At 73.6% G+C, this 24028-nt stretch carries 20 protein-coding genes; 10 read left to right on the forward strand and 10 right to left on the reverse strand.

The genetic code is table 11. The features are described 5' to 3' along the window. The first annotated feature begins 4 nt into the window (after nucleotides 1-4). Together WMF36_RS31110 and WMF36_RS31115 are read left to right on the forward strand one after the other, a co-directional pair. Nucleotides 5-763: a DUF2306 domain-containing protein gene (locus WMF36_RS31110; RefSeq protein WP_437478679.1), complete on the forward strand. Its 759-nt coding sequence runs from the start codon at nucleotides 5-7 to the stop codon at nucleotides 761-763. Nucleotides 764-879: 116 nt separating this feature from the next. Further along, complete coding sequence (locus WMF36_RS31115) at nucleotides 880-1686, forward strand: class I SAM-dependent methyltransferase (RefSeq protein ID WP_437574394.1); 807 nt, start codon at nucleotides 880-882, stop codon at nucleotides 1684-1686. A gap of 126 nt (nucleotides 1687-1812) precedes the next feature. Here the strand turns inward: WMF36_RS31115 and WMF36_RS31120 are convergent, their stop codons facing one another. The 3 genes from WMF36_RS31120 to WMF36_RS31130 are packed head-to-tail and all read right to left on the reverse strand — an operon-like array spanning nucleotide 1813 to nucleotide 4174. Further along, on the reverse strand, nucleotides 1813-2517 hold the full coding sequence (locus WMF36_RS31120; RefSeq protein WP_437574395.1) for a glutathione S-transferase family protein: 705 nt from the start codon (nucleotides 2515-2517) through the stop codon (nucleotides 1813-1815). A gap of 53 nt (nucleotides 2518-2570) precedes the next feature. Continuing rightward, nucleotides 2571-3275: a glutathione S-transferase family protein gene (locus WMF36_RS31125; RefSeq protein WP_437574396.1), complete on the reverse strand. Its 705-nt coding sequence runs from the start codon at nucleotides 3273-3275 to the stop codon at nucleotides 2571-2573. Nucleotides 3276-3286: 11 nt separating this feature from the next. Beyond that, nucleotides 3287-4174, reverse strand: coding sequence for a DUF3025 domain-containing protein (locus WMF36_RS31130; RefSeq protein ID WP_437574397.1), 888 nt, complete (start codon nucleotides 4172-4174; stop codon nucleotides 3287-3289). A 94-nt stretch (nucleotides 4175-4268) separates the two neighbouring features. On the opposite strand from WMF36_RS31130, the gene allB reads away from it, so the two are divergent. Both allB and WMF36_RS31140 read left to right on the forward strand, forming a co-directional pair. Next, the gene (gene allB / locus WMF36_RS31135) at nucleotides 4269-5624 is read left to right on the forward strand and encodes an allantoinase AllB (protein ID WP_437574398.1); all 1356 of its coding nucleotides are present in this window, start codon (nucleotides 4269-4271) and stop codon (nucleotides 5622-5624) included. Beyond that, nucleotides 5603-7156: an allantoicase gene (locus WMF36_RS31140; RefSeq protein WP_437574399.1), complete on the forward strand. Its 1554-nt coding sequence runs from the start codon at nucleotides 5603-5605 to the stop codon at nucleotides 7154-7156. The genes allB and WMF36_RS31140 overlap by 22 nt, the downstream gene beginning before the upstream one ends. 91 nt (nucleotides 7157-7247) lie before the next feature. Here WMF36_RS31140 and WMF36_RS31145 read toward each other — a convergent pair whose 3' ends face one another. Beyond that, on the reverse strand, nucleotides 7248-7685 hold the full coding sequence (locus tag WMF36_RS31145) for a CHRD domain-containing protein (protein WP_437574400.1): 438 nt from the start codon (nucleotides 7683-7685) through the stop codon (nucleotides 7248-7250). Nucleotides 7686-7980: 295 nt separating this feature from the next. On the opposite strand from WMF36_RS31145, the gene WMF36_RS31150 reads away from it, so the two are divergent. Next, nucleotides 7981-8661 carry a TetR/AcrR family transcriptional regulator gene (locus tag WMF36_RS31150; protein WP_437574401.1) on the forward strand — a complete coding sequence of 227 codons (681 nt, stop codon included), beginning with the start codon at nucleotides 7981-7983 and terminating at the stop codon, nucleotides 8659-8661. A 271-nt stretch (nucleotides 8662-8932) separates the two neighbouring features. On the opposite strand, the gene WMF36_RS31155 is transcribed toward WMF36_RS31150, so the two are convergent. The 3 genes from WMF36_RS31155 to WMF36_RS31165 all read right to left on the reverse strand — a co-directional run bounded on the left by WMF36_RS31155 (nucleotide 8933) and on the right by WMF36_RS31165 (nucleotide 12219). Next, nucleotides 8933-9880, reverse strand: coding sequence for a formylglycine-generating enzyme family protein (locus WMF36_RS31155; protein ID WP_437574402.1), 948 nt, complete (start codon nucleotides 9878-9880; stop codon nucleotides 8933-8935). A 501-nt stretch (nucleotides 9881-10381) separates the two neighbouring features. Further along, the gene (gene uraH, locus WMF36_RS31160; protein WP_437574403.1) at nucleotides 10382-10723 is read right to left on the reverse strand and encodes a hydroxyisourate hydrolase; all 342 of its coding nucleotides are present in this window, start codon (nucleotides 10721-10723) and stop codon (nucleotides 10382-10384) included. Nucleotides 10724-10785: 62 nt separating this feature from the next. Beyond that, the gene (locus WMF36_RS31165; RefSeq protein WP_437574404.1) at nucleotides 10786-12219 is read right to left on the reverse strand and encodes a DUF6986 family protein; all 1434 of its coding nucleotides are present in this window, start codon (nucleotides 12217-12219) and stop codon (nucleotides 10786-10788) included. Nucleotides 12220-12432: 213 nt separating this feature from the next. Here WMF36_RS31165 and WMF36_RS31170 point away from each other — a divergent pair, with 213 nt between their 5' ends. Further along, nucleotides 12433-14706: an alkaline phosphatase D family protein gene (locus tag WMF36_RS31170; RefSeq protein ID WP_437574405.1), complete on the forward strand. Its 2274-nt coding sequence runs from the start codon at nucleotides 12433-12435 to the stop codon at nucleotides 14704-14706. 90 nt (nucleotides 14707-14796) lie between these two features. Here WMF36_RS31170 and WMF36_RS31175 read toward each other — a convergent pair whose 3' ends face one another. Continuing rightward, complete coding sequence (locus tag WMF36_RS31175) at nucleotides 14797-16059, reverse strand: hypothetical protein (protein ID WP_437574406.1); 1263 nt, start codon at nucleotides 16057-16059, stop codon at nucleotides 14797-14799. After that, nucleotides 16056-18101 (reverse strand): zinc ribbon domain-containing protein, encoded by a 2046-nt coding sequence (locus WMF36_RS31180; protein ID WP_437574407.1) that lies wholly within the window; start codon nucleotides 18099-18101, stop codon nucleotides 16056-16058. The genes WMF36_RS31175 and WMF36_RS31180 overlap by 4 nt, the downstream gene beginning before the upstream one ends. 182 nt (nucleotides 18102-18283) lie before the next feature. On the opposite strand from WMF36_RS31180, the gene hisF reads away from it, so the two are divergent. Beyond that, nucleotides 18284-19087 (forward strand): imidazole glycerol phosphate synthase subunit HisF, encoded by an 804-nt coding sequence (gene hisF, locus WMF36_RS31185; RefSeq protein ID WP_437478721.1) that lies wholly within the window; start codon nucleotides 18284-18286, stop codon nucleotides 19085-19087. A gap of 76 nt (nucleotides 19088-19163) precedes the next feature. On the opposite strand, the gene WMF36_RS31190 is transcribed toward hisF, so the two are convergent. Beyond that, complete coding sequence (locus tag WMF36_RS31190) at nucleotides 19164-19727, reverse strand: hypothetical protein (RefSeq protein WP_437574408.1); 564 nt, start codon at nucleotides 19725-19727, stop codon at nucleotides 19164-19166. A 30-nt stretch (nucleotides 19728-19757) separates the two neighbouring features. Here WMF36_RS31190 and WMF36_RS31195 point away from each other — a divergent pair, with 30 nt between their 5' ends. From WMF36_RS31195 to WMF36_RS31205, 3 genes are all read left to right on the forward strand, one after another. Then, nucleotides 19758-21491, forward strand: coding sequence for a hypothetical protein (locus tag WMF36_RS31195; protein WP_437574409.1), 1734 nt, complete (start codon nucleotides 19758-19760; stop codon nucleotides 21489-21491). Between the two features lie 33 nt (nucleotides 21492-21524). Continuing rightward, nucleotides 21525-21908, forward strand: a complete 384-nt coding sequence (locus WMF36_RS31200) for a TerB family tellurite resistance protein (RefSeq protein ID WP_437574410.1) — start codon at nucleotides 21525-21527, stop codon at nucleotides 21906-21908. Between the two features lie 394 nt (nucleotides 21909-22302). Beyond that, nucleotides 22303-23904 carry a hypothetical protein gene (locus tag WMF36_RS31205; protein WP_437574411.1) on the forward strand — a complete coding sequence of 534 codons (1602 nt, stop codon included), beginning with the start codon at nucleotides 22303-22305 and terminating at the stop codon, nucleotides 23902-23904. The last annotated feature ends 124 nt before the right edge of the window (nucleotides 23905-24028 follow it).

Genomic DNA, 24028 nt, shown 5'->3' on the forward strand with positions numbered 1-24028 from the left:
GCGCATGATGAATGAGAGCGCTGCGGCGTCCTGTGCTTCGCCCTCCCTGTCGCCGCCGAGCGGCAGGCGCCTGGAGGGCGGACAACAAGGACGGTCGAGCACGACGATCCCCTCGGAGAAGGGGGTGTGGCGAGCGCCCGCGCTGCTGATCGCGCTCAGCGCGGTCCCGGTCGTCGCCGGCATCGTTCGCCTGGTCGGGCTGGCCGGCGGCGCGGAGATCACACCGGAAAACGCGCGGTTCTTCGCGGCCCCCCTGCCCGCGGTGCTGCACATCGTCAGCGTCAGCGCGTGGTGTGTCCTGGGTGCGTTCCAGTTCTCCTCCGGCCTGCGCCGCCGGAGCCCCGGCTGGCACCGCGCTGCTGGACGGGTGCTGGTTCCTCTCGGGCTTGCCGCCGCGCTCTCGGGTCTGTGGCTGACCCGGACCTACCCGCCTGCCGACCATGACGGCCCGCTCCTTCATGCCATCCGGCTGGTGGTGGGCTCGGCGATGGCCCTGTTCATCTGCCTCGGTTTCGTCGCCATCCGCCGCCGGGACATCGCCAGGCACCGCGCCTGGATGGTGCGTGGCTATGCGCTCGGCCTCGGCGCCGGCACGCAGGTGCTGACCCACGTGCCCTGGCTCCTGTTCGGAGGCATCCAGGGCGAGCTCAGCCGGGCGCTCGCCATGGCGGCCGGCTGGGCGATCAACCTCGCCGTGGCCGAATGGATCCTCCGCAGGCGACCCGCCCTTCCGGCGCGGTCCCGCGCGCTCGGAGGTCCATGATGAAGGCGCGCCCGACCGGCGACGTAGCGCGACCTGGCGCACGCGCGATCACGGCGGCGTCCGCGGGAGGCCGCGGCGCGATGCGGCGCGGCAGGAGCCGTGATAGACAGGCTCCCATGACCGAGGCCGAATGGTTTGACACGAACCGCGCCGCCTGGAACGCCCGCACCCGCGTGCACCTGGCCTCCAGGTTCTACGATCTGACCTCCTTCCGGGCCGGCGCGGGCTCGCTCAAGCCAATCGAGCTCGATCAGGTCGGCGACGTGCGCGGCAAGTCTCTCCTCCACCTGCAGTGCCACTTCGGTCAGGACACGCTGTCCTGGGCGCGCCTGGGCGCGCGCGTGACCGGGCTCGACCTCTCCGACGAGGCCATCCTCGCCGCGCGCGCGCTCGCGGAGGAGCTCTCGCTGGACGCGCGGTTCGTGGAGGCCAACGTCTATGACGCTCCAGCGGCCGTCGGCGGCGAGACATTCGACATCGTGTTCACATCATACGGTGTGCTCGGCTGGCTTCCCGACATGACGCGCTGGGCGCGCGCGGCCGCCGCGTGCCTGAAGCCCGGGGGCGTCCTGCACCTCGTCGAGTTCCACCCCGTCGTGTGGACGTTCGACGACGCGTTCGAGCACATCGTCTATCCGTACGACGGGCACGGAGAGCCGATCCTCACCGAGGAGACAGGCACGTACGCCGACCGCGACGCGCCCGTGAGGCTCAAGGAGGTCGGCTGGAACCACGGTATCGGGACGGTTGTGACAGCGCTCCTCGACGCCGGGCTCACGCTGGAGCGGCTCCGGGAGATCGACTGGTCTCCGTACGACATCTTCCCGGACATGGCGGAGGGGCCGTCCGGGCAGTTCCGCATGAGGAGGTTCGGGCGCCGCCTGCCGCTGGTCTATGCGCTCGCGGCGCGGCGGCGGTCCTGAACGGGGTTCGCCGGCTCGCGATGGGTTCGACCGCCGCACAGCCTGGCCTTGGGCCTGGTCGCGGGGGGGTCGACCCCCGTACAGGGCCGGGTCTTCTCAGCTCGTCCTGCGTGGGCGAGCGGCGGCTCAGGCCACGAGCGCGTTCAGCGGGCTCTTCCGGCCGAGGCCGCCGTGGAGATCCTGGACGCGGCCGAGCCACGCGAGCAGCGGGTCGTCGCTCATGAGGAGCGGCGCGGTGGCGATCGACGCGATCCAGAGCAGGAAGCCCGCGACGATGTAGTCCGCATAGCCGGGGTGCGCCCCCGAGAGGAACCGCGCGCCGCCCTTGAGCGTCAGCCGGACCGAGTCGAAGCCCGCGCGCGCCGCCTCGATGCGCTCCGCGCGCTCGCTGGCCAGCTCCTCGAGCGTGCGGCCGAACAGCTTCTCCCGGCTCTGCCGGAAGTAGGCGCGGTCCCTCTCGAGCGCGTGATCGTGGATGTCCTTCAGGTAGCTCATGAGGAGCGACTTGCCGGCGCTCACGAACAGGCTGGCCTCCACGAAGCGACAGAGCTCGCGCTCCGCCGCCGAGCCGAAGAGGCGCGGCCGGTCCGGATAGGCCTCGTCGAGGTAGTCGGCGATCGCCCAGGAATCGCCGACGGTCTTGCCGCCATCCTCGATGATCGGCACGGTCTTGTGCGCGCCGCCCGCGATCGACGGGATGTCCGTGAGCGCGGTGGGCACGGCCTCGAACGGGAGCCCCTTGTGGGCCAGGGCGTACTTGATACGCCAGCAAAACGGGCTCGGCCGGCGGTCGTCGCGCACCTGGAGATCGTAGAGTCGGATGGTCGTCATGGCGGCGGCCATCCTCCGGGCAACCCGCTCGCGGGCGCAAGCCTCGCGCACGCTCAGGGCGCCGCGCCGCCGGCCGCCTTCGTATACGAGCTGCCCGCCGGCGCGGTGAGGTGCGGGTTTCTCTCGACCTCCTCCGCGGCCGCCGCGGACCAGCGCGCCATCGCCGGGAGCGACGTGAGGGTGCCCGCATACGCCCGCGCGACGTCATCGATCTCGACATCGTACGAGAGCAGGCGCGTCACCACGGGCGCGAACATCGCGTCGGCGATCGAGAAGGCGCCGAACAGGAACGGTCCGCCCTGGCCGAACCGAGCGCGGCAGTCGCGGAAGATCCCGAGGACGCGCGCGATGTCGCGGGCGGCGGCGTCCGAGACAGCGCGCCGCGGGTGCCGCCGCGCGATGTCCATCGGCAGCTCCCGGCGCAGGTCGGCGAAGCCGGAGTGCATCTCGCTGCTGACCGCGCGCGCGACGGCGCGGGCCTCGCGCCCCTCGGGCCACAGCCGCGCTCCGGGGAACGCCTCGGCCACGTACTCGCAGATGGCGAGCGACTCCCACACGACGAGCTCGCCGTGGCGCAGGACGGGCACCTTGCGCGTCGGCGAGCGCTCCGCCACGCGGTCGCCCCAGTCGGGGAGCTCGTACGGGATGACGTGCTCCTCGAACGGGACGCCCGCATGGGACATCGCGAGCCACGGCCTGAGCGACCAGGACGAGAGGTTCTTGCTGCCGATGTAGAGGTGAAGCGCGGGGGTGCTCATCGTTTCGCCTCTTATCCCCTCCCCACGGCACCTGCAGCAACCCCGATCGTCGCAACACAGAGCGGCGCTCCCCCGCATAGAACGCGCTCGTCGACGGGGAGTCGCGGACTGCGCTCGGGGTGCGCGAAGCTGCCGGGCGATCGCAGCGCGTCGCTGAGGCGCGCGTCGGCCAGCGAGACGAGCGCGTCGGGCGCCGCCGGCAGCGGGCCCTCGCAGGCGATGGCGTGCGCCAGCGCGTGCACGGTCGGACCGGGCCGGAGGAGGCTCTCGTACAGCGCGTGGCCGAAGACGAGCGCCGCGGCCTCGCCCCGCTGCACGGCGCCCTGCACCTCGCCGGCGCAGCGCCGCAGATCGGAGGCGTCGACGAGCAGGGGCGCCGCGCGCGCGTGCGCGCCGTCGTAGAGCAGCAGGAGCCCGCCCTCGTCGAGGAGCGCGAGCCCGTCCAGCTCGCGCGTGCGCGCCGGCGGGAGCGCCTCGGCGGACGGGTCGAGGCGCGCGGCGATCGCCCGGTGCTGGCGCGCGTGGAGCGCCGCCTTGGCGCGCGGGAACGCGGCCCACACAAGCATGTTGAGGAAGTCATGCCAGTTCCTCGGACGCGTGGGCACGCAACCCTCGACGTGGATGCGCGCGTCGTAGAGCGCCGAGAGGTCCAGCGGCCCGTGCCGCCCGCGGCGCCGCGGCCTCGGCGGCTGCTCCACGAAGCGGACGGGGAAGCCCTCGCCGAGCGCCCGGTTGTAGTCCTCGACCGGCGGCCAGTCGACGCACCCCGCGAACGCCTCGGCCCGCGGACGGATCGGCCAGTAGAGACGGCTCTTCTCGTGGAAGAGCGGCTCCCAGGGGACGGGGCTGCGCCCCGGTGCGCCGCCCTGGCGCGGCGCAGATCGGCCGTCGGCGCTCACGCCGGGCAGCGTAGGAGCAGGACGGCGAGAGCTCAAGCCGCGACGGTGCGCCGCCTCGGCGGTCCGCCCGGCGCCGTGGTATCGTCGCATCCCGATGACGCCGGACCTCATCGTTCGCGGGTTGCGGGTGGTCACCGGAGGCGCCGTGCGGCCGGCCTCGGTGCACATCCTGGGCGGGACGATCGTCGCCGTCGCCGGACATGACGAGGTGCCGGAGGGCTGCCCCGTCGTGGACGCGCAGGGCGCTGTGGTGATGCCCGGCCTGGTCGATGCGCACGTGCACATCAACGAGCCCGGACGGACCGAGTGGGAAGGGTTCGAGACGGCGACGCGCGCCGCGGCCGCGGGCGGCGTGACGTCGCTCGTCGATATGCCCCTCAACAGCATCCCGCCGACGACCACGGTCGCGCACCTCGAGGAGAAGGCGCGCGCGGCGGAGGGCCGGTGCCTCGTCGACGTGGGCTTCTGGGGCGGCGCCGTCCCGGGCAACGCGGGAGAGCTGATTCCGCTGCTCGAGGCCGGCGCGCTCGGCTTCAAGTGCTTCATGGTCGACTCCGGCGTGGCGGAGTTCGGCCACGTCGCCGAGGCGGATCTGCGGGCGGCGCTCGAGGTGCTCGCGGGCACGGGGGCGCCGCTGCTCGTCCACGCCGAGCTCCCCGGCCCCATCGACGCGGCGCGCGCGGCGCTCGCCGGCCTGGATCCGCGGACGTACGCCGCCTACCTGCGCTCGCGGCCGCGCGAGGCGGAGGACGAGGCGATCGCCCTGCTCGCGGCGCTCTGCCAGGCGACGGGCGCGGCCGCGCACGTGGTCCACCTCTCGTCGGCGACGGCGCTCGGCATCCTGAGGCGGGCGCGCGACGGCGGCGCCGCGCTGTCCGCGGAGACGACGCCGCACTACCTGCACTTCGCCGCCGAGGAGATCCCGGACGGCGCGACGCCCTTCAAGTGCGCTCCGCCGATCCGGGAGCGGGAGAACCGCGAGGAGCTCTGGGCCGCGCTCCAGGGCGGGCTCATCGATCTCGTCGTCTCCGACCACTCCCCGTGCACGCCCGAGCTCAAGCGGCTCGAGGCCGGCGATTTCGACGCCGCCTGGGGCGGGATCTCGAGCCTGCAGCTCGGCCTCTCGATCGTGTGGACCGACGCCCGCCGCCGGGGCATCCCGATCGAGCGGCTCGCGGACTGGCTGTGCCGGGGGCCGGCGCGGCTCGCCGGGCTGCGCTGCAAAGGGGAGATCCGGCGAGGGTTCGACGCGGATCTCGTGATCTGGGATCCCGAGGCGACCTTCCGGGTCGAGCCGCCGCTCCTCCAGCACCGGCACAAGGTGACGCCGTACGCCGGGGAGGAGCTCCACGGGGTCGTTCAGGCCACCTACCTTCGCGGCGAGAGGGTCTATGACCGCGGGAGCTTCTCCGGGGAGGCGAGGGGACGATGGCTGAAGAGAGAGGGGTGACGGGGCCGGCGTTCGCGGAGGCGCTCGACCTCGCCTCGGAGCGCCTGGGCGGCGCGGTGATCTCGGCGAACGACGAGTTCTTCGCGCCGAAGGAGAACCTGCTCAAGGCCGGGAGACCGGTGTTCCTGGAGCACGAGTACACAGATCGCGGGAAGTGGATGGATGGCTGGGAGACGCGCCGGCGCCGGACTCCCGGGTTCGACTGGTGCCTCGTCCGGCTGGGGCTGCCCGGGATCATCCGCGGGGTCGTCATCGACACGGCGTTCTTCCGGGGCAACTACCCCGAGCACTGCTCCATCGAGGCGTGCGCGGCGCGGCCGGACACGCGGGTGGAGGAGCTGCTGAATCCGCGGACCCACTGGGTCGAGATCTTGACGCGGTCGGCGCTCGCCGGCGACTCGCAGAACGCGTTTGCGGTGAGCTGCCCTTCTCGGCTCACGCACCTCCGCCTGAACATCTATCCGGACGGCGGGGTGGCGCGGCTCCGGGTGCACGGCGATGCCGTCCCCGACTGGCGCCGGCTCGACCGGCCGGGCGCGGAGCTCGACCTCGGGGCCGCGGAGAACGGCGCCCGCGTGCTCTCGTGCAGCGACATGTTCTTCGGGGTGCGCCACAACCTCATCCTGCCCGGCCGGGCGGCGAACATGGGAGAGGGCTGGGAGACGCGCCGCCGGAGGGGGCCCGGGTACGACTGGGCGATCGTGGCGCTCGCAGCCCAGGGCGAGATCCGCCGGATCGAGGTCGACACGAACCATTTCAAGGGCAATTACCCCGACAGCTGCATGATCGAGGGGCTCGACGCGGCGGGGCGCCCCGTGGAAGAGCTCGCCGGCGCGGGCGACTGGCGGGAGATCGTGCCGCAGACGAAGCTCCAGGCGCACACGCGCCACCTCTTCGAGGACGAGCTGCGCGCGGCGGGGCCGTTCACGCACGTCCGCATGAACATCTATCCTGACGGCGGCGTGAGCCGGCTCCGCATCTTCGGCAAGGCGACCCGGAGCGGGGCGGCGGAGCAGCGGCTCCGCTGGCTCAACGCGCTCACCGAACGGGAGGCGGAGGCGGAGCTCCGCGCGGCGTGCGGGGCGTCCTCGTGGGCGTCGCGGATGGCGGCGGCGCGGCCGTTCCGCGACGAGGAGGCGCTGCTCGCGGCGGCGTCGGAGGGGTTCGCGCGGCTCGGTCCGGAGGACTGGCTCGAGGCGTTCCGCGCGCACCCCCGCATCGGGGAGACCTGGCCGCAGGCGGAGGCCGCGGAGGCGAGCGCGACGGCGAGGCGATTCTCGAGCCAGGAACAGGCGGGGATGAACGCCGCGGCCGAGGAGCTGCGGGAGGCGCTCGCGCAGTACAACCTCGCTTACGACGAGAAGTTCGGGTTCATCTACATCGTCTGCGCCACCGGGAAGAGCGCGGACGAGATGCTGGAGATGCTGCGCGAGCGGATCGAGCACACGCCGGAGGAGGAGCTGCACATCGCGGCGGAAGAGCAGCGGAAGATCACGGAGATCCGGCTGAGGAAGCTGCTGTGGGGCGGGTAGATCCGGGGAGGCACGGCCCCCGGGGAGGGAGCTCGTCATCGGCACAGCGCCTGTCCGGGCTGCCGGGGTGTCCGGGCTTCGGGCGGGGCGATCAGCGCGAGAGCTGGCCTCGCAAGGCGCCGTCGGGGAAATCGGCGGTGCGGACGGCGACGTAATACCGCTCCGGTGCGGTGAGCAGCGCGCTCAGGTCGTCGCGGGCCGCGCTGACGCAGCCGCTGGAGCTGCCGCCCGTCGGCGGCATCAGCGTGATGACACCGCGGCCCGCGTGGCCGGCAGGGCCCTCGTGGATGCGCGCCGCGACCGCCGGCGCGATGCCGGCGACCGTGAGGTCGAAGCAGACCTCGCCCCGGACGAGATCGAACGTGAGGCGGGCCGTGCCGCTCCCCCTCGGATCGCCGGGACCGGGGACCTCGTCCTGCCCGGTCAGCGCGGCTGTGAGCGGGCGGGCCGGGCGCTCAGGCAACGCCGCGCGCGAGAGCGCCGTCGCGAGCAGGACGGCGCCCAGAGCGGACATCGTGAGATGCTGCATGTCTCCCTCCTGCACATCCCAGGGATGCGCCATGCAAGGGCGCCACAAGGAGCAAAGACGACGCCGGGCCCGCGCGCACGCCGCGCGACGCCCGGCACGTCGAGCGGCGGCGCCCGGCGAGGGCTGCGACGGACACGCTTTCTCCCCGGGCCGCGTCCGGCAAGCCGAAGAGAGGACGCCAGCGGAACAAGAGCGCAACGGGAGCGCAGCGAGAGCGGCCCAATGCATGAACCGGAGTCGCCGCTTCTGCCGAGATTGAACCCGGATCGACGGAAGCGTAGGGTGTCCGCCTCTCATGATCTCGCCCCGAAAGCCGTCCCGCGCCGCGACGTCCCGGCGCGTCGATGGCAAGCCGCCCCGGCAGCGGCTCGACCTCGACGCGCGCCGCGCGCAGCTGCTCGCGCTGGGGCTCGAGCTCTTCAGCCAGCGAGCCTACGACGACGTATCCATCGACGAGGTGGCGCAGGCCGCAGGCATCTCGAAAGGGCTTCTTTACCACTATTTTCCAACCAAGCGCGATTTCTATATCGACGTCCTGCGTGAAGCGGCGCGCGAGCTCGTCGAGCGGTCGCTGGACGTCGACGACGTGCCGGAGCCGGAGCGGCTGCGCACCGGGCTGGACGCCTATCTGACGTATGTCGAGCAACAGGGGATCTCCTACGCAGCCATCTTCCGGGGCGGCATCGGCTCGGACGCCGAGGTGCTGGCGATCATCGAGGAGACCCGCAGCCGGTTCCTCGACAAGCTGCTCGCCGATGCGCCGGTGGCCGAGCGGCCCCCGGCGCTCCGGGTGGCGCTCCGCGGGTGGATCGGGTTCGTGGAGGCGACCAGCCTCGACTGGATCGAGCGCCACGAGCTCGACCGGACGTCGCTGCGCGATCTGCTCGCCGATCTGCTGCCCGAGGTGGTGAGGCTCGCCCTGCTGCACGCGGGCGGACAGGGCGCGGCCGAAGCAGCGGCGGAGGCGCCCGCCTGAGGGCGCCCGGTCCGTCGCGGCCGGGGTCAAGGTTGACGGCGAGTCCGCGTTCTGCCAGGAGACGGGCGCGCGCGACGCGCGCGGAGAGCACGGCGGAGGACCACGATGAGCACAGAGAACCCGAAGATCGAAGACGACTGGACCATGCCCAAGCTCATCGCGCTTGCAGCCGCGACGCTCACCGTGGCCTTCACGGTCATCTACCTCATCTCCCCCTGACCGCGGCGCCTGACGGCGCTGGTCAGCGTCGCCTCACGAAGCGCGGCCGGCGCTACAGCGGCCTTGCGCAGCGGACCCCGAGCGCGTCCGTGAGATCGGCCGGGTCCCAGCTCTCCCGAAGGGGAGTGGAGATGTCCTCCGCTTCGGGCTGCCACCAGCTGCCGCCGCGGATCACCCGCGTGGAGCCGCCCTCGACCTCCGCGCAATCGGAGCACCGGGCGAGGTACGGCCCATGGAAATCCAGGGTCCACTCCCACAGGTTCCCCGCGAGGTCGGCCTGCCCCCACCGGCCATCGCCTCTCGGCGATTTCGAGCCGACAACCGCGCTGCCCGCCGCGTTGTACACGGCGTACGTCGCGTTGGGAAACGCGTTGCCCCACGGATACTCCCGCTGCTCGCTCCCGCCGGCAGACGCATGGTTCCACTCCGCTTCCGTCGGGAGCCGCCCGCCATCCCAGGCGCAGAACGCGAACGCAACGAACCAGCTCACGCAGCTGATCGGCCTGGCCTCGTTCTCGCCCGCGTCGTCAGTCCACGTGTGCAATCCCGGCTTGCACTTCAATGCTTCCCTCAGCTCGGCCTGGGTCGCCGGCAAACGAGCGCCCCATCCGCCGTCCCAGCCGCTTCGCGGGATCGTCGGGTGAGCTCCGGCGCCGGCGGCAGGTCGGCTCTCGGGGTACGCCTCGACGAAGCTGCGGAACCGTCCGACCGTGACCTCGTACCGGTCCATGCGAAGATCGCTCACCTCCGCAGGATAGGCCTCGTCGTTGCTCCGGTTGTACCTGCCGCCCGGAACGCGCGGGCTCGCGCAGCAAGGCTGGTTCCGCTCCGGACCGCAGGCCTCGCCTGCTCCGGGCGAGCCGCCCTGGCAGCTCCGCGGCACGACGCACGCGCCCGCGCCGCACCACCCGGCGCAGCCGACGGGTCGCCACTGCCCGTCTCCGCCGCACGCCTCCAGGAGATCGCCGGCGCACCGCGCCTCCGCGGGAGAACACGCCACGGGGCTCCCCCCGCCGCTGCCAGCGCCGCCGCCACCCGCCTCGCCGCCACTGCCAGCCCCGCCACTGCCAGCCCCGCCGTCGCCAGCCCCGCCGCCGCCAGCCTCGCCGCCGCCGCCTCCCGCAGCGGCGGATCCACCTGCTGCACCACCGGCGGCGCCATCCCCTCCCGTGGCGCCTGGATCGACGAAGCGCCGCTCCTCCGGCGCACACCCGGGCGAGGGCGCAACCATCGCGACGACGAGCAAGCCAGCACCGCGCCGGCGATCCCGCGCTTCACCTGAGCGAGTTCGTAGAGAGCTCACCGTTTCCCCTCCAGCTGCCCCAATACCGGGCGGCGTCCATCGTATCATGAGCTCCATCGCCATGCGCCACGCGGGAGCCGCCGCCGCCGCGGGCCCCTCGATCGCATCCGCATCAGGCGCGACCAGCGCACGCGCTCCAGCGCGCGACGCTCGAGCGCCCATGCTCCGTCGCATCGCCCGCGGGCGCGCGCTCAGCTCTCAGCTTCCGCGGTACGTGGTGTAACCGTAAGCGCTGAGCAGCAGCGGGACGTGATGGTGCTGCGCCGGGTCCCGGATCTCGAAGAGAATCGACACGGTGGGGTAGAAGCTCTCGACCCCGAGCGCCGCGTGATAGGCGCCGGTGTGGAAGGTGAGCCTGTAGGCGCCCTCGATCGGCCGCTCGCCGGGCGGGAGCAAGCCTCTCTGCCGGCCGTCGTCGTCGGTCGTGCCCCGGCCGACCTCCCGGTAACCGCCGCCGTCGCCGACCTCCAGCACCACCAGCACGCCGCTCGCCGGGCAGCCCCGCGAGGTGTCCAGCACGTGCGTCGTGATCGCGCTCATCGGTTCTCCTCGGGCCCGGGGCCCGGGCCCCTGTGCGATGCGTCCGTTCCGATGCTCTCCTATCACACGCTCCGGCGCGCCACGATGGCAGGGAAGGATCGCCCCCTGAGCTCGTCCGGCGTGAGGCCGGTCCTCTCCGCCGCCTCGACCTCCGTCATCGCGCCCGCGCTGATCGCGCGCAGGAAGAAGCGCAGGAGCCCCTGCCCCGTCGCGGCGTCGTCGAACACCGTCCCGACGACGGTCGCCTGGGCGGCCCGCTCGATGAAGCCCCGCAGCCGGGCAGAGGTCGCCTCGACGCCCTCCAGGAAGAAGGCGTAGGTGGCCGCGTAGCGCACCGGGAGCTCCGCCGGGTGCAGGTCCCAGCCCTGGTAGTAGCCGCTCCCGAGCGCGCGACGGACGTGCTCGTACTTCAGCCGCCATGCGCCCACGACGGCGCGACGGTTGTCCTCCACCTGCTGCGGTGTGAGCGGCGCCCCGCCGGGCCGCGCGCGGTGCGGCGCGACGGGCAGGACGTTGCTCGCGCCGTCGGAGAGCCAGACCCCCGAGCCGGCCAGGGCAATCTGCATCACGTGTCGCGCGAAGTCGCACGCCGGGTGGGCGAGGTGCTGATGCGCGGCCGTGATCTCGCAGCTCGCCGTGTAATCGTAAGCACCGAAGTGCGCCGCCGCGCACCGCCCGCGGGCCGCCTCGACCATCCCGGGCAACGCGATCTCCCCGCGCGGGCCGAGGATCGACGCCGGCGTCTCGACCATCAGCTCGATCCGGATCGAGCCGGCGGGCAGGCGCAGGGCGCCCTCGAGCGCGTCGAGGGCGTCGGCCAGCGCGGAGACCTGCTCGGGCGCGACCACCTTCGGCAACGTCACCGCGAAGCCGGGCGGGAGCGCGCCGCCCGACGCGGCGACGAGCGAGGAGAGGAAGAGGTCGAGCGTCCTCAGGCTCCGCTCGGCGCATTCGTCGCCGAGCGACTTGATCCTGATCCCGAGGAACGGCGGCAGGCCGCCCGCGGCCATGCCCAGGGCGACCTCGCGCGCGGCGGCGGCGGCGTGCGCGTCCTCCTCGTGGCCTGGGCGCACGCCGTAGCCGTCCTCGAAGTCGATGCGCAGGTCCTCCACGGGCTCGCGGCGGAGCTTGTCGAGCACGCGCGCGTACACCGCGTGCGCGAGCCTCGCCGGCCCGGAGGCGCGCGCCGCCGCGCCGCCGCCGGCCTCGATCGCGGCCGAGAGCGCGAGGGCCTCGGCGCGCTCCTCCGGGAGCCCGTCGGCCCCCGGCAGGCCGATCGCCCGGGCGAAGGCGGCGAAGTCGGGGGCGTGCTCCTCGACGACGCGGAGCGCCACCGCCCCGAGCTTCCGGGCCGTGTCGGCCTTGAACAGGTGGGCGCCGCCGTAGACGGTATGGACCGGCTGGCGCGCGCCGGCGCGGCCCCGCTCGGGAGGCCCGCTGCGGAGGCGCGCGAGGGCGCCGCGCAGCGCTTCAGGGGAGAGGTGGGTCTGGAACATGACATGCTTTCAGCGGGTCGAGCCCGCACGAGAGGCCGCCTTACTCGGCACGTCAAGTACCCCTCGCGCCCTTCGCGCGGAGGCGCCATGCTGCGGCCCGCGGCGCCCGAGCGAGCCCGAGGAGCGCGCGGGCGCGCGGCGCGAGGGCGGGCCCGGCGCCGCCGTTGCGCGCGCAGCGCCCGGGGTGTATCCGTCGTTGGAGGACTTCAATCGATGATGAGACGCCGAGACTTTCTTCGCGCCACCCTGGTGACCGCCGGCTCGGTGGTCGTGTCGACGGCCTGCACCGACGAAGAGGGCGGGCCCGGCGCCTGCGACGTACAAGAGGATGACGCGTCCTTTCCCCAGTCGGTGGCCTCCGGAGACCCGAAGCCCGACAGCGTCGTGCTGTGGACCCGGCTCGTCGACAGCGACCAGAAGACGGATCTCAGCCTGTCGCTCGTCGTCGCGCTCGACGAGGAGTTCACGCGGCTCGTGACGCTCAAGGCGACCTCCGGCAACGCGGCCACCGTGGGATCGAACAGCACGCGGTTCCCCGTGACCGCCCGGGCGGAGTTCGATCACTGCGTCAAGGTCAAGGTGAGCGGCCTGAGCGCCGGGACCACCTACTATTACCGCTTTTACTACACGACAGGAGACGGCTGTGTCAGCTCGCGCATCGGCCGGACGCGGACGGCGCCGGCGCCCGACGCGGACGTGCCTGTGCGCTTCGCCTTCGTGTCGAGTCAGGACTACGTCGGTCGCTACTACAACGCGTATGCGGCCCTGGCGAGACAGCAGCTCGATTTCATCGTTCACCTCGGGGACTACATCGTCGAGACGACCGGCGATCCGAGCTTCCAGGCCCCTTCGGAGGAGCGCAAGATCACCTTCTCGGACGTGAACGGCGCCATCGCCTTCGAGCCGGCGCAGGGCGCGCCGTACTACGCCGCCAAGTCGCTGAGCAACTACCGGGAGCTCTACAGGACGTACCGGTCCGACCGGGCGCTCCAGAGGGTGCACGAGCTGTTTCCCATGATCGCCGTCTGGGGCGATCACGAGTTCTCGGGCGATTGCCACGGCGCGACAGCGACCTATTTCAACGGCCGGCAGCCGGAGACGGACGAGGAGCGGCGCAAGGCGGCGAACCAGGCCTGGTTCGAGTACATGCCGGTCGATTACACGGCGGGCGACGACTTCCGCTACGACAAGACGGTCGAGTACCCCGAGGACATCACCATCTACCGGGACTTCACCTTCGGGAAGCACGTCCACCTCGTGATGACGGATCTCCGCACCTACCGCGCGGATCACCTGATCCCGGAGGAGGGCTTCCCGGGTAAGGTCTTCGCGACGGATAGCGCTATTGTGAGCGCGGGCGGAAGCGTGCCCGACGTAGCGGGCAAGTACATCGCGGACATCGATGACTACGACGACGGCTACTACGCGAACGTGCTGAAGGAGGCCGCGCCCGTGCTCGGCTTCGATCCGAACCTCGGGTACACGCAGGACGAGCGGACCCGCTCCATCAGCGTCGCCTTCATCAATGCGATCGTGGAGAAGCTGAACGAGCAGGGGGCAGAGCCGCCGCTGCGCCTCATCGACAGCACCATGAGCGCCTTCTTGGATATTGGGCTCGCCTACGTCGACCTCGGAAAGTACGTCGATCTCGCGCTCGAGAAGCCCGACTACTACAGCGCGTTCGGGTCGCGCTACTTCGTGGTCAAGGACACCTTCGATGCGGCCTCGCTGATCGCGTTCAACCCGCCCGCCGAGGCCACGGTCATGGGGGAGGCACAGCTGGCGTGGTTCAGGGACAAGATCAACGGGTCCGAGAGCACATGGAAGGTGTGGGGAAACGAGTACTGCCTTTCACAGCTCGCCATCGATATAACGATGTCCGCCACAGAGCCGCTCAACCGGCGCTTCTACCTGAGCTGCGACGGCTGGGACGGCTTCCGCGAGCAGCGGAACGCGCTGATCCGCGAGATCGCGGCCCCCAACGTGGTGGCGATCTCGGGCGATCCCCACGCCTTCCTCGCAGGGACGCCGGCCGTGGACAGCGCCGACGCCGACCCGCCGAAGATCGTGGAGTTCGCCGGCGCCGCGATCTCGTCGACGACGTACCAATCGCGGCTGCAGAAACAGGTGGCCAGCCATCCGCTGCTGAAGAACGTCAACGAGATGGCGAACATCGCCGAGCTCATCGAAGTCGACCCCTTCAATCCCAAAGAGGCGACGATCAATCCGTACCTCGCCTTCAGCAACACAAAGAGCAACGGATTCTGCATCGCCGAGGCGAACGCCGAGGAGTTCGTCGTGAGCATGCACATGCTCCCCGCCGACGCGCTCGCGAAACCCCTGTACGAGGAGGCCGACGCGGCGACGCTCGACGACCAGATCACGATCACGCGGTTCAGGACGGCCGCGGGCGAGTCGGAGCTGTACTTGGACGAAGAGGGCACCTGGAAGAAGTGGACCCCGAACACGGCGAGCCAGGACGGCTGACCCACGGCCGTCCCCGGAGCACCGCGCGGGCGCGTTGACCGCGGCCCCCTGCGGCCGGCCGCAGGGGGCGCCAGGGCCCGGGCGCGCGGCTCAGCGCGCCAGCATCACCACGGTGCCGTCACGGCAAGCGATCGCCATCCGCTCCTCGCCCGCAGGGACGACGGCGACCGGGGCAGCGCAGACACGCTCGGCGGCGATCGAGACGTTGCCGTCCGCCTCGACCACGCCGGCGCGGCCTCCCGCACGCACGAAGCCGACGCGGCCCGTGCGATCGATCACGACCGGCGGGCTCGGCTTCGCGTCCGCCGGGCCCAGGAAGCCGGAGAGCCCGGCGGCGGGCGGGGCGGCGAGAGGCCGGTCGATGGCGACCCGGAGCGCCTCGTTGCCCGAGGCGTCGACCCCGAGGAGCAGGCCGACGGTCGAGAGGACCACGGCCACGCCGCCGACGCCGACGGCGGGCGGCCCGTCGAGCACGCCGAAGGCGCCGCCGACGCGGACGCCGGTGGTCCCGGTCGGCAGATCCAGCGCGACGAGGCGGCGGCCGTCGATGACCGCGAGCAGCGTGCGGGCGTCGGCGAGCGCGGCGCCGCGGCGGGGCAGGCCGCCGAGGGAGCCGAGCCGCCTCGGCGCGCTGGGCGGACGCCAGGTCAGCACCGCGCCCGACTCGGTGGTGACGAGCGTGCCGCCGGGGCCCGCGAGCAGGGCGCCGGTCGCGCGATCCGGGATCTCGGCGCGGGCGCGCACGCTCCCGTCCGCGGCGAGCTCGACGAGGGAGCGCCCCGCGGCGACCACGAGCCCGCCGTCGTCGAGCGCGAGCGGCGTCACGTCGGCGTCGCGCCCGCGGAGGCCAAGGGGGACCGCGAAGCGCACGCTCCCCGCAGGCGTGAGCCCGACGGCGAGGCCGGACGAGGTGATCAGCGCGAGGGTGCCGTCGCTCGTGATCGCGGCGGGCGCGAGCGGCGCGCTGTCGCCGATGCGCACGCGCCAGCGCTCCCGGCCGTCGGCGCCGAGCTTGACGACCTCGGGGACGGTCAGCGTGAGGAGCAGGTCGCCGTCGGCGTCGACGAGCGGCGCCGCGTCGATGCCGCCGCGGAGCTGCCTCCGCCACGCCTCGCGCGCGGGGAAGGGCAGCCGCGCCGCGGAGCGGCCGGTGCGGCGCGCATCGAGCCGGTCGCTCGGGGCGAAGCCGCGGGGCGCGCCGACCACGATGGTGTGCGGCCGGCTCGTGTCCACCGCGTCGGCGAAGGCGAGCGGCGCCGCGGCGGGGAACAGGACCGCGGCCGCGGCGAGGCCCGCCCTCCAGAGGCGACGCGGCCGGCGCGGGCCGCGCTCTGGCGCGCGCGCGGCGCTCATCGGGCGCCCTTCAGGGTGAACTCGACCCACACCTCGGGGATCTCGGCGCCGCCCGGCGCGGCGAACGGGGGCGCGACGCTGCCGTAGGCGGTGAGGACGTCCCCGCGCTGGGCGGGGTTGTCGGCGCCGTGGACGAGCCGGACCTTGCACGCATCCGGCGAGCGCGCCGCGGCGCCGGGGCTCGCGCTCGCGGCGGTCGCGCCGGCCTCCTTGCAGCCGGAGGCGGGCGGCACCGAGAGCAGGATCAGCGTCGAGTACCCCTGCCGGCGCGCCTCGAGGACCTCGCCGGTCAGCGCGACCGGCTTGCCGATGTGGTCCTTCCCGCCCGCGGCGAGCTCGGCGTAGCCGATGGGACCGCGGCCGGCGAACTCCTTCGCGGCGGTGGCGAGCCGGTCGACCCGGCGCACCGCGATCTTCGCGATGCGCGGCGCCATGCCCTGCATCTTCGCGCGCACCTCGAACTGGGTCGCGCCCACGGACGAGACGTTCATCACGTGCGCGAAGGTGCCGTCGGGGCGGACCGCGATCGGGTGCGCGCCGGCGAAGAGCTGGGCCCCGCGGGCCGTGCGCCCGGCGAGCACGAAGCTCTCCTTGTCGATGACCACGCTCGGGCCGGGCGCCTCGATGCCGAGCGGGACGATGCCGACCGCGACGCTCACCATGCCCTGTTCGCGCGGGCCGTCGGGCGGCACGACGGTGTACGGCACCTGCCGGCTCAAGGTCTTCGTCTCGTCCGAGAGCCCGGTGACCGCCGCGGTGACGTCGATCGACTCGATGGCCCGGCCGCTCGTGAGCGCGACCTCCTTGCCGTCGAGGATCACCTGCGTGCCCTTGCTCGCCTCGACCACGACCTGGATCGAGGGGCGCTCCCCTTGCAGGGTGCCGAGGTCGGGGCGGATCCGGTAGGCGACGTGGATGGAGACGCCGACCGTCTCGTCGCGCCCCCTCCCGGGGCGGTCGATGGCGACCTTCATCCGGTTTTCGCCGACGGAGAGCGGGCTCGCGAGCGGGATCTGCGCGACGCGGGCGGCGATGGTCGCGCGGCCCTCGCCGGTGGAGACCGCCGTGCCGTCGGGGCAGCTGTCGCACCGGAGCTCGATGACCTCGCGGCCGCCGGCGTCGGCGCGGGCGCGCGCGGTCACCGGGGGCGCGCTCGGCCAGAGCAGCGCGAACAGGACGGCGCCGAGCGCGAGCACGCCGCCCGCGGCGACGACGACGACGGCCCGGCGGGACGTGCGCGCGCGCGTGTTCGGCGGCGCCGGCGCCAGCCGCTGCTTCAGGCGCTGCGGGCGCATGAGCTCCGGGTTCCGCAGCGCCGGGGGACGGAAGCGCATGGGGGCGATCGTCGCGCCGAGCTCGCCGGCCGGCTGGTAGCGCGCCTCGAGCTCGGGATCGGGCCCGGGTTCGGCCGGGGCGCCGGGCGCGAGCGGCGCGATGCCGGGCCGGGCGACACCGACCAGCGTGCGGGACGCGGCCGGCGGCGGCGGTGGCGCCGGACCGCGCGCCGCGGCGAGGCTCGGGGCGAGCGGCACGGTAAGGTCGAGGAGCTGCGCGCCCGGCGGCGGGTACACAGGCGCGCCCGGCGGCGGGTACACAGGCGCGCCCGGCGGCGGGTACACAGGCGCGCCCGGCGGCGGGTACACAGGCGCGCCCGGCGGCGCCGGCGCATCGAAGCGCGCGCCTGACGCGACTGCCCCCGGGGTCCCGACGGCAAGCGTGCCCCCGGACAGGCGCGGATCCGCCTGCACAGGCGCCTGGCCGAAGATCGCGGCGGGCATGCCGACGATCGTGCGCGAGGCGGCGCTCGGCGCGCCGGCCATGGGCGGCAGCGCGGCCTTGCCGTGGCCCGCGCCGCGCGGATCGGCCGGGGCGGGCGGCGTCTGCCGGAGCAGGTCGGGGAGCGCGACGCCGACCATGGTGCGGGCCGCGGGCTTCAGGCCGTGATGGCCCGCCGCTCCGCCCGGCGGCATGAGCGCGGCGCCACAGTGCGGGCACGCGTTCGAGCCCTCGGAGATGGGTTTCCCGCAGTGCGGGCAATGCATGGGCGCCATGGTAGCGAGGAACCGCGGCGCGGTCAGGCTCCGGGCGTCCGGTCCCACGCGCGGCCCGGTCTCCGCGACAGAAACGCCGGCGAAAGCGCGGGAGGGCGCTCGCGCGCTTTCGCCGGCGAGAGCGCACGGCGCAACAGTTGGCCCACGCGCGGCAGGTACGCTAACGCCCACGTATGCTCGCGAAGCGCATCATCCCGTGCCTCGACGTCAAGGACGGCCGCGTCGTGAAGGGCGTCCGCTTTGTGGGGCTGCGGGACGCCGGCGATCCCGTCGAGGCCGCCCGCCGTTACGACGCCGAGGGCGCGGACGAGATCACGTTCCTCGACATCACCGCGTCGCACGAGAAGCGCGGCATCATCCTGGACGTCGTGGCGCGCACGGCGGACGTGCTGTTCACCCCGCTGACGGTGGGCGGCGGCGTCAAGTCCGAGCAGGACATCGAGGCGCTCCTCCACGCCGGGGCCGACAAGGTGGCGATCAACACCGCGGCCGTGAACGATCCCGACCTCGTGCGCCGCGCCGCGGATCGGTGGGGCGCGCAGGCGATCGTGGTCGCGATCGACGCGCGCCGGATCGCGGATCCCTCGCGCGTGGCATGGACGGTGGTGACCCACGGCGGCCGGCGGGATACGGGGCGCGACGCGGTCGCGTGGGCCGAGGAGATCGCGCGCGCGGGCGCCGGCGAGCTGCTCGTCACGAGCATGGACCGCGACGGCACGCGGGACGGGTACGACCTCCTGCTGACGGCCGCCATCGCGCGGGCCGTGCCGGTCCCGGTGATCGCGTCGGGAGGCGTCGGGACGCTGGATCACCTGCGCGCCGGCCTCGTCGAGGGCGGCGCCGACGCCGCGCTCGCCGCGTCGATCTTCCACGACGGCGAGTACACGATCGGCGAGGCGAAGGCGTACCTCGAGGCGGCGGGGGTGCCGGTCAGGCCGGCGCGCGCGAGCGACGCGGCGGCGCGGGGGCTCTCGTGAGCGCCTGCGTCACGCTGGAGGAGGTGCTCGCGGCGGCGCACGCGCGCTGCGCCTCGCTGGTGCCGGAGACCTCGGGCTACCTCGCGCTGGCGGTCAGCGATGCGACGTCGCGCCTGCCCCTCCGGCTCGACCATCGCGCGGTGCTGCTCACGACCGAGGGCACCGTCACGCTGCGCTCGCGCGGCGAGGCGGTGGCGCCGGCGGAGGCGGCGCGGCTGCTGCGCGATCTGCTCGCCCGGCTGCTCGCCTCGTCCGCGGGCAGCATGCCGAGCCTCGGGGCGACGGCGCGCCCGCGCCCCGCGTCCGAGCAGGACCCGGACGCGGTGGCGCGCGAGCTCGAGGCCGCGCTGATCCCGGTGAACCGCAACGCCGCCCGGCGCGCGCTGGCGCGGCTCGCCCGCGAGACGCTGCGCGCCAAGGAGGCCGGCCGGCTGAAGCGCGCGCGGGCGGAGGTCCAGGCGAAGCCCGCGGCGCAGGAAGCGAACGAGAGGGTGCAGCCGCCGCCCGCGCGATCGCAGCGCGAGCCGCGCGCCGAGGCAGCGGTCGCGCCGCGTGACCAGGCCGCCGTGGCGCCGCGTGACCCAGCCGCTGCGATGCGCGACGAGGCCGCGCCGCCGGCGCCGGCGATCGTGGAGCTCACCCTCAGCCCCGGGCCGATTGCGCGGCGATCGTGGAGCTCACCCTCAGTCCCGGGCTTGTCGCGTGCGAGCCCGGGCTGGTCGCGTGCGAGGCCGCCCGGCCGCCGCTCCCGGCCTCTGCGGTGGCGGGCGAGGTCACCGGGACCGCGGCCGTCGAGCCGTCTCCCGAGCATGCCGCGCGCGCCGGCGAGCAGTCCGGGGCGCCCGAGCCCCCTCCGCGCGCCGAGGCGCAGACCGGCGCGGTCGAGCCCCCTCCGCGCGCCGAGGCGCAGACCGGCGCGGTCGAGCCCCCCACGCACGCCGGCGCGCAAGCCGAGGCTTTCCCGGAGCCGACGCCCACCATCGTGCAGGCGGTGGTGGAGATCGAGACGGCCGGAGCGCGGGCCGAGGTCCCGGTGATCCCGGAGCTCATCGAGCCTGTGCGGTCGATCGCGCCCGTGGCGCTCATCGCGTCGAGCTCGCCGATCGCGCCGGCGGTGGCGGCCGTCGCGCCTGAAGAGACGCGCGCCGTGGCAGCCTCATCGCCTGTCGCCTGCGCCTCGGGGTACGGGGAGGCGCTCACGAGCCCCGAGGGGATCGAGGTGTTCCTCGTCGACTTCTCCCCTGCCCCCGCCGGCGTCGCGCCGCCTCCCTGGGAGCCCACGCCGACCGACTCGATCCTCGTCGAGCTCTCGCCGGATCCCGCCGGCGTCGTCCCGCTCTCGCAGGAGCCGACGCCCACCGTGGCCACGGCCGTATGGGCGGAGAGGATGGCGGCCGAGGGCGCCGCGGCCAACCGCCTGGCGGAGGCGCCCGCCGGGGTGACCGAGGTTCCGGCGGAGGCCGTCGAGGCTGCGCGCGCCCTCGCCATCCATTTCAAGGTCGAGGAGGCGGCAGCTCTCCAGGTCACCCCGGCCTACGGCGGCTGGCCGCTCGTCCGTCGGGAGCACCTCGGCGCCGTGCCCGCGGGTCCTCGAGCGCCCGTCGCGTCGCTCGAAGAAACGCCGGAAGCGCGACACACGCTGCCCTGGCCCCTTCCGGCGCAGCGCGGCGACGATGCTCCGGCCGCGGCGGCCCTGGCGGCTCCGCCTGCGTCCGCCGAGGCCTCGCCGGCGGTGGAGGCGGATGCCCCGCTGTCGGCGCTCGACGCCGTGCCGCCCGCGGACGCGGCCCCGGCAGACCCGCCCGCGGACGCGGCCCCGGCAGACCCGCCCGCGGACGCGGCCCCGGCGGAGGAGCCGTGCCCGGCGGGCCTCGGTCCCATCGACGCCATCGTGTGGAGCGCCTCGCGTCGATCCCGGAGCGCGCGCCCCCCGGCGGACGGCGCCGGAGCTTCCCGGGTCGACGAGCTCGTCGCGCGCTTCGTGGCGCAGTCGGAGCACAGCGCGCAGCGCCGCGCCGCGCGCAGCATGAAGGCGCTCGCAGGCCTCGACCTCACCCTCACGCCTCCCCCGGTCGCGACCCTCTCCGCGAGCTCCGCGCTCGCCATCGCGGGCGTGCGCTCGCCCGTCTCCGGGGCGGGGCGTCCCGTTCCGTCCGAGCGCGCCGCGCCCGAAGCCGAGCCGCTCCCCCTGGACGAGGGCAGCAGACCGCCTGCGCCCCTGGTGACCCGGCGCCGGAGAGGCCTGTCCCTGTGGCTCGCGCTCGTCGCGCTTGCCCTGCTCTTCGCCGGGCTCGCCGGGACGCTGCGGCCGGAGCTCTTCGCCTCGCTGGCCGGGCCGCTCGCGCGCGGCGCCCTGCACGTCGTGCCGCACGCGGAGGCGAGGACGCCGCCCCCTCACGATTGACGTTGCCCCGGAGGAGCGACGACACTCGTCGCCATGCAAGAGCAGAGCATGGCGATCGTGAAGTCGCTCGTGAGCGTGGCGTGGGCGGACGGCGAGTTCCACGACACCGAGCGCGAGATGGTGGAGGGGCTGATCGCGGCGTTCGAGGCGAGCGAAGACCAGGCCAAGGAGATCCGCGCCTACGCCGCCGAGCGAAAGACCCTGGACGACGTGCCCCTCGGTGAGCTCGGCGGCGACGACCGCCGCACGCTGCTCCAGCACGCGGTGCTGCTCACCTTCGTCGACGGCGAGCAGCACGACGCGGAGAAGCAGTACCTCGCCGCGCTGTGCAAGAAGCTCGAGATCCCCGAGCTCGAGTCCGAGCAGATCATCCAGTCGGCCGAGGCCCGCGCCCGGCGCCTCCTCACCTTGCTCTGAAGCCCGACGCGAGCCCGACGCGAGCCCGAGCGGCACGACGTCGAGACCGCCGCGATCGAGGCGGACGGAAGACCAGCAAGCACGCATGCGCCGAGGATCGCCGTGGCACGGCTTCGATCCAGGCGATTCGCGCCTCGAGAACGGGCGTGGAGGCAACGCCGCGCTGCCTGTCCCGGCGAAATCCCCGGCAATCACCGGCCATCGACGCGATGGGTCCAGCGGAATCTCTTGACAGGGCGGTCATCCTGCACGTACATAGCCGCCTCAGCTAGCGACTTTCATTATCATCTTCATGAAAGGGTCGTCGATCATGCCTTCGAGGAGAACCTTGCCGTCCGCTCATCGGACCGTTCTCGCAACGTTCGGAATTTCCTGGTGCGTGCTGTTCGGCGGGGTGGCTGCATGCGGTGACGACACCGACGGCCAGGAGAATTCTGGAGGCGGCGGGGGTGCAGGCGGCGCGACCTCGACGAGCAGCACAGGCGGGGGCGGTGCAGGCGAGGGCGGCGGCACCGGCGGCGCGGGTGAGGGCGGCGCGGGTGAGGGCGGCGGCACCGGCGGCGCGGGCGAGGGCGGCGCGGGCGAAGGCGGCGGCACCGGCGGCGCGGGCGAAGGCGGCGGCGCGGGTGAGGGCGGCGCGGGCGAAGGCGGCGGCACCGGCGGCGCGGGCGAAGGCGGCGGCGCGGGTGAAGGCGGCGCGGGCGAAGGCGGCGGCACCGGTGAGGAGCCCTGGGCGGACGGCTTCGCAGGGGTCGTGGCGCTCGATGAGGCCGCCGACGACCGCTTCTGGGCCGTGGCGTTCGACGCCGAATCGAAGGCTTACGCCGCGGGACACGTGGCCGTGGAGGGCGACACCCACATGGTGGTGGCGCGCTTCAACACCGATGGCTCGCTCGACACCACCTTCGGCACGAACGGGATAGCGAAGGTCAACGTGGTCGCGGGCAGCACCGCAGAGACCGCGCGCGGCATCGTCCTGCAGTCGGACGGGAAGGTCGTGCTCGCGGGCAATGTCGAGCACGACCCGAGCGCCACGCCGCCCGACGCGGATCTCGCGGTCGTACGGTTCAACACCGACGGCACGCTCGACACGACCTTCGGTACGGACGGCATCGCCATCCACGATCTCGGCGCCGGCGAGGGCAACACGGGCGACATGCTCTGGGGCGTCGACCGCGACATCGACGATCAGCTGGTCCTCTTCGCCTCCAAGAAGGCGGAAGGCCGCACCGATCGAGACCGCGCGATCGTGCGGCTCACCGCGGACGGCGATCTGGACACCACCTTTGCGACCGAGGGGGTTCACACGCTCGACATCGACGGGCTGAACCTGGGCGACAACCCGCGCAACGGGCTCGTGCAGCCCGACGGCAAGATCTTCTCTTCCGGCTACACGAGCGTGGGCGGCAGGAACCAGATCGTGCTGCTGCGGCTGAACGACGACGGGACCCCCGATACGACCTTCTCGTCGGACGGCGTCGTGAGGCTCGCGCCGTTCCCGGTCGGCATGGCCGAGGCCTACGGCGCGGCCCGCCAGTCGGACGGCAAGTACGTGACCACCGGATACGGGCGCGCCGAGGAGAGCGGCCCTGTGGATCTCGTGTCCTTCCGCGTCACGGCCACCGGCGGATTCGACGCCTCCTGGGGCGTGAGCGGCGGCTTCCTGCTCGACGTGGCCGGCGACAACGATCGCGGGCGCAACCTCCTCGCCCTGCCCGACGATCGCGTCGTGATGGTCGGGAGCGCCACCCCCGCCACGGGGAACGTCGATGCCATGATCGCCCTGCTCGATCGGAACGGCGCCCCGGACACGCGCTTCTCTCCGAGCGGACATCGGCTCTACGGCTTCGAGCGTTCCGATGACTCGCTCTACGGCGTCGCGGTGTCGCCGAACGGCGCCTGGATCGCGGCCGCGGGATACCGGTCCGACGGCAATGGGCCCGAGGATGACGACGCGACGCTGGTCCTGCTGCCGGTCCCGGCCCCGAGGGACTGACACGACCGATACGAGAGGCAGCGCGCTCCCCGTCTCGTGTTGACGGACGGGGGGCGACGGACGATCCTCCCGTGAAACGAGCCTGGGGCCGCCGCGACGCCGCGGGGCCCGGGCGAGCGCCCGT

The sequence above is a fragment of the Sorangium sp. So ce887 genome (genome assembly GCF_051521455.1).
Taxonomy (GTDB): domain Bacteria; phylum Myxococcota_A; class Polyangia; order Polyangiales; family Polyangiaceae; genus Sorangium.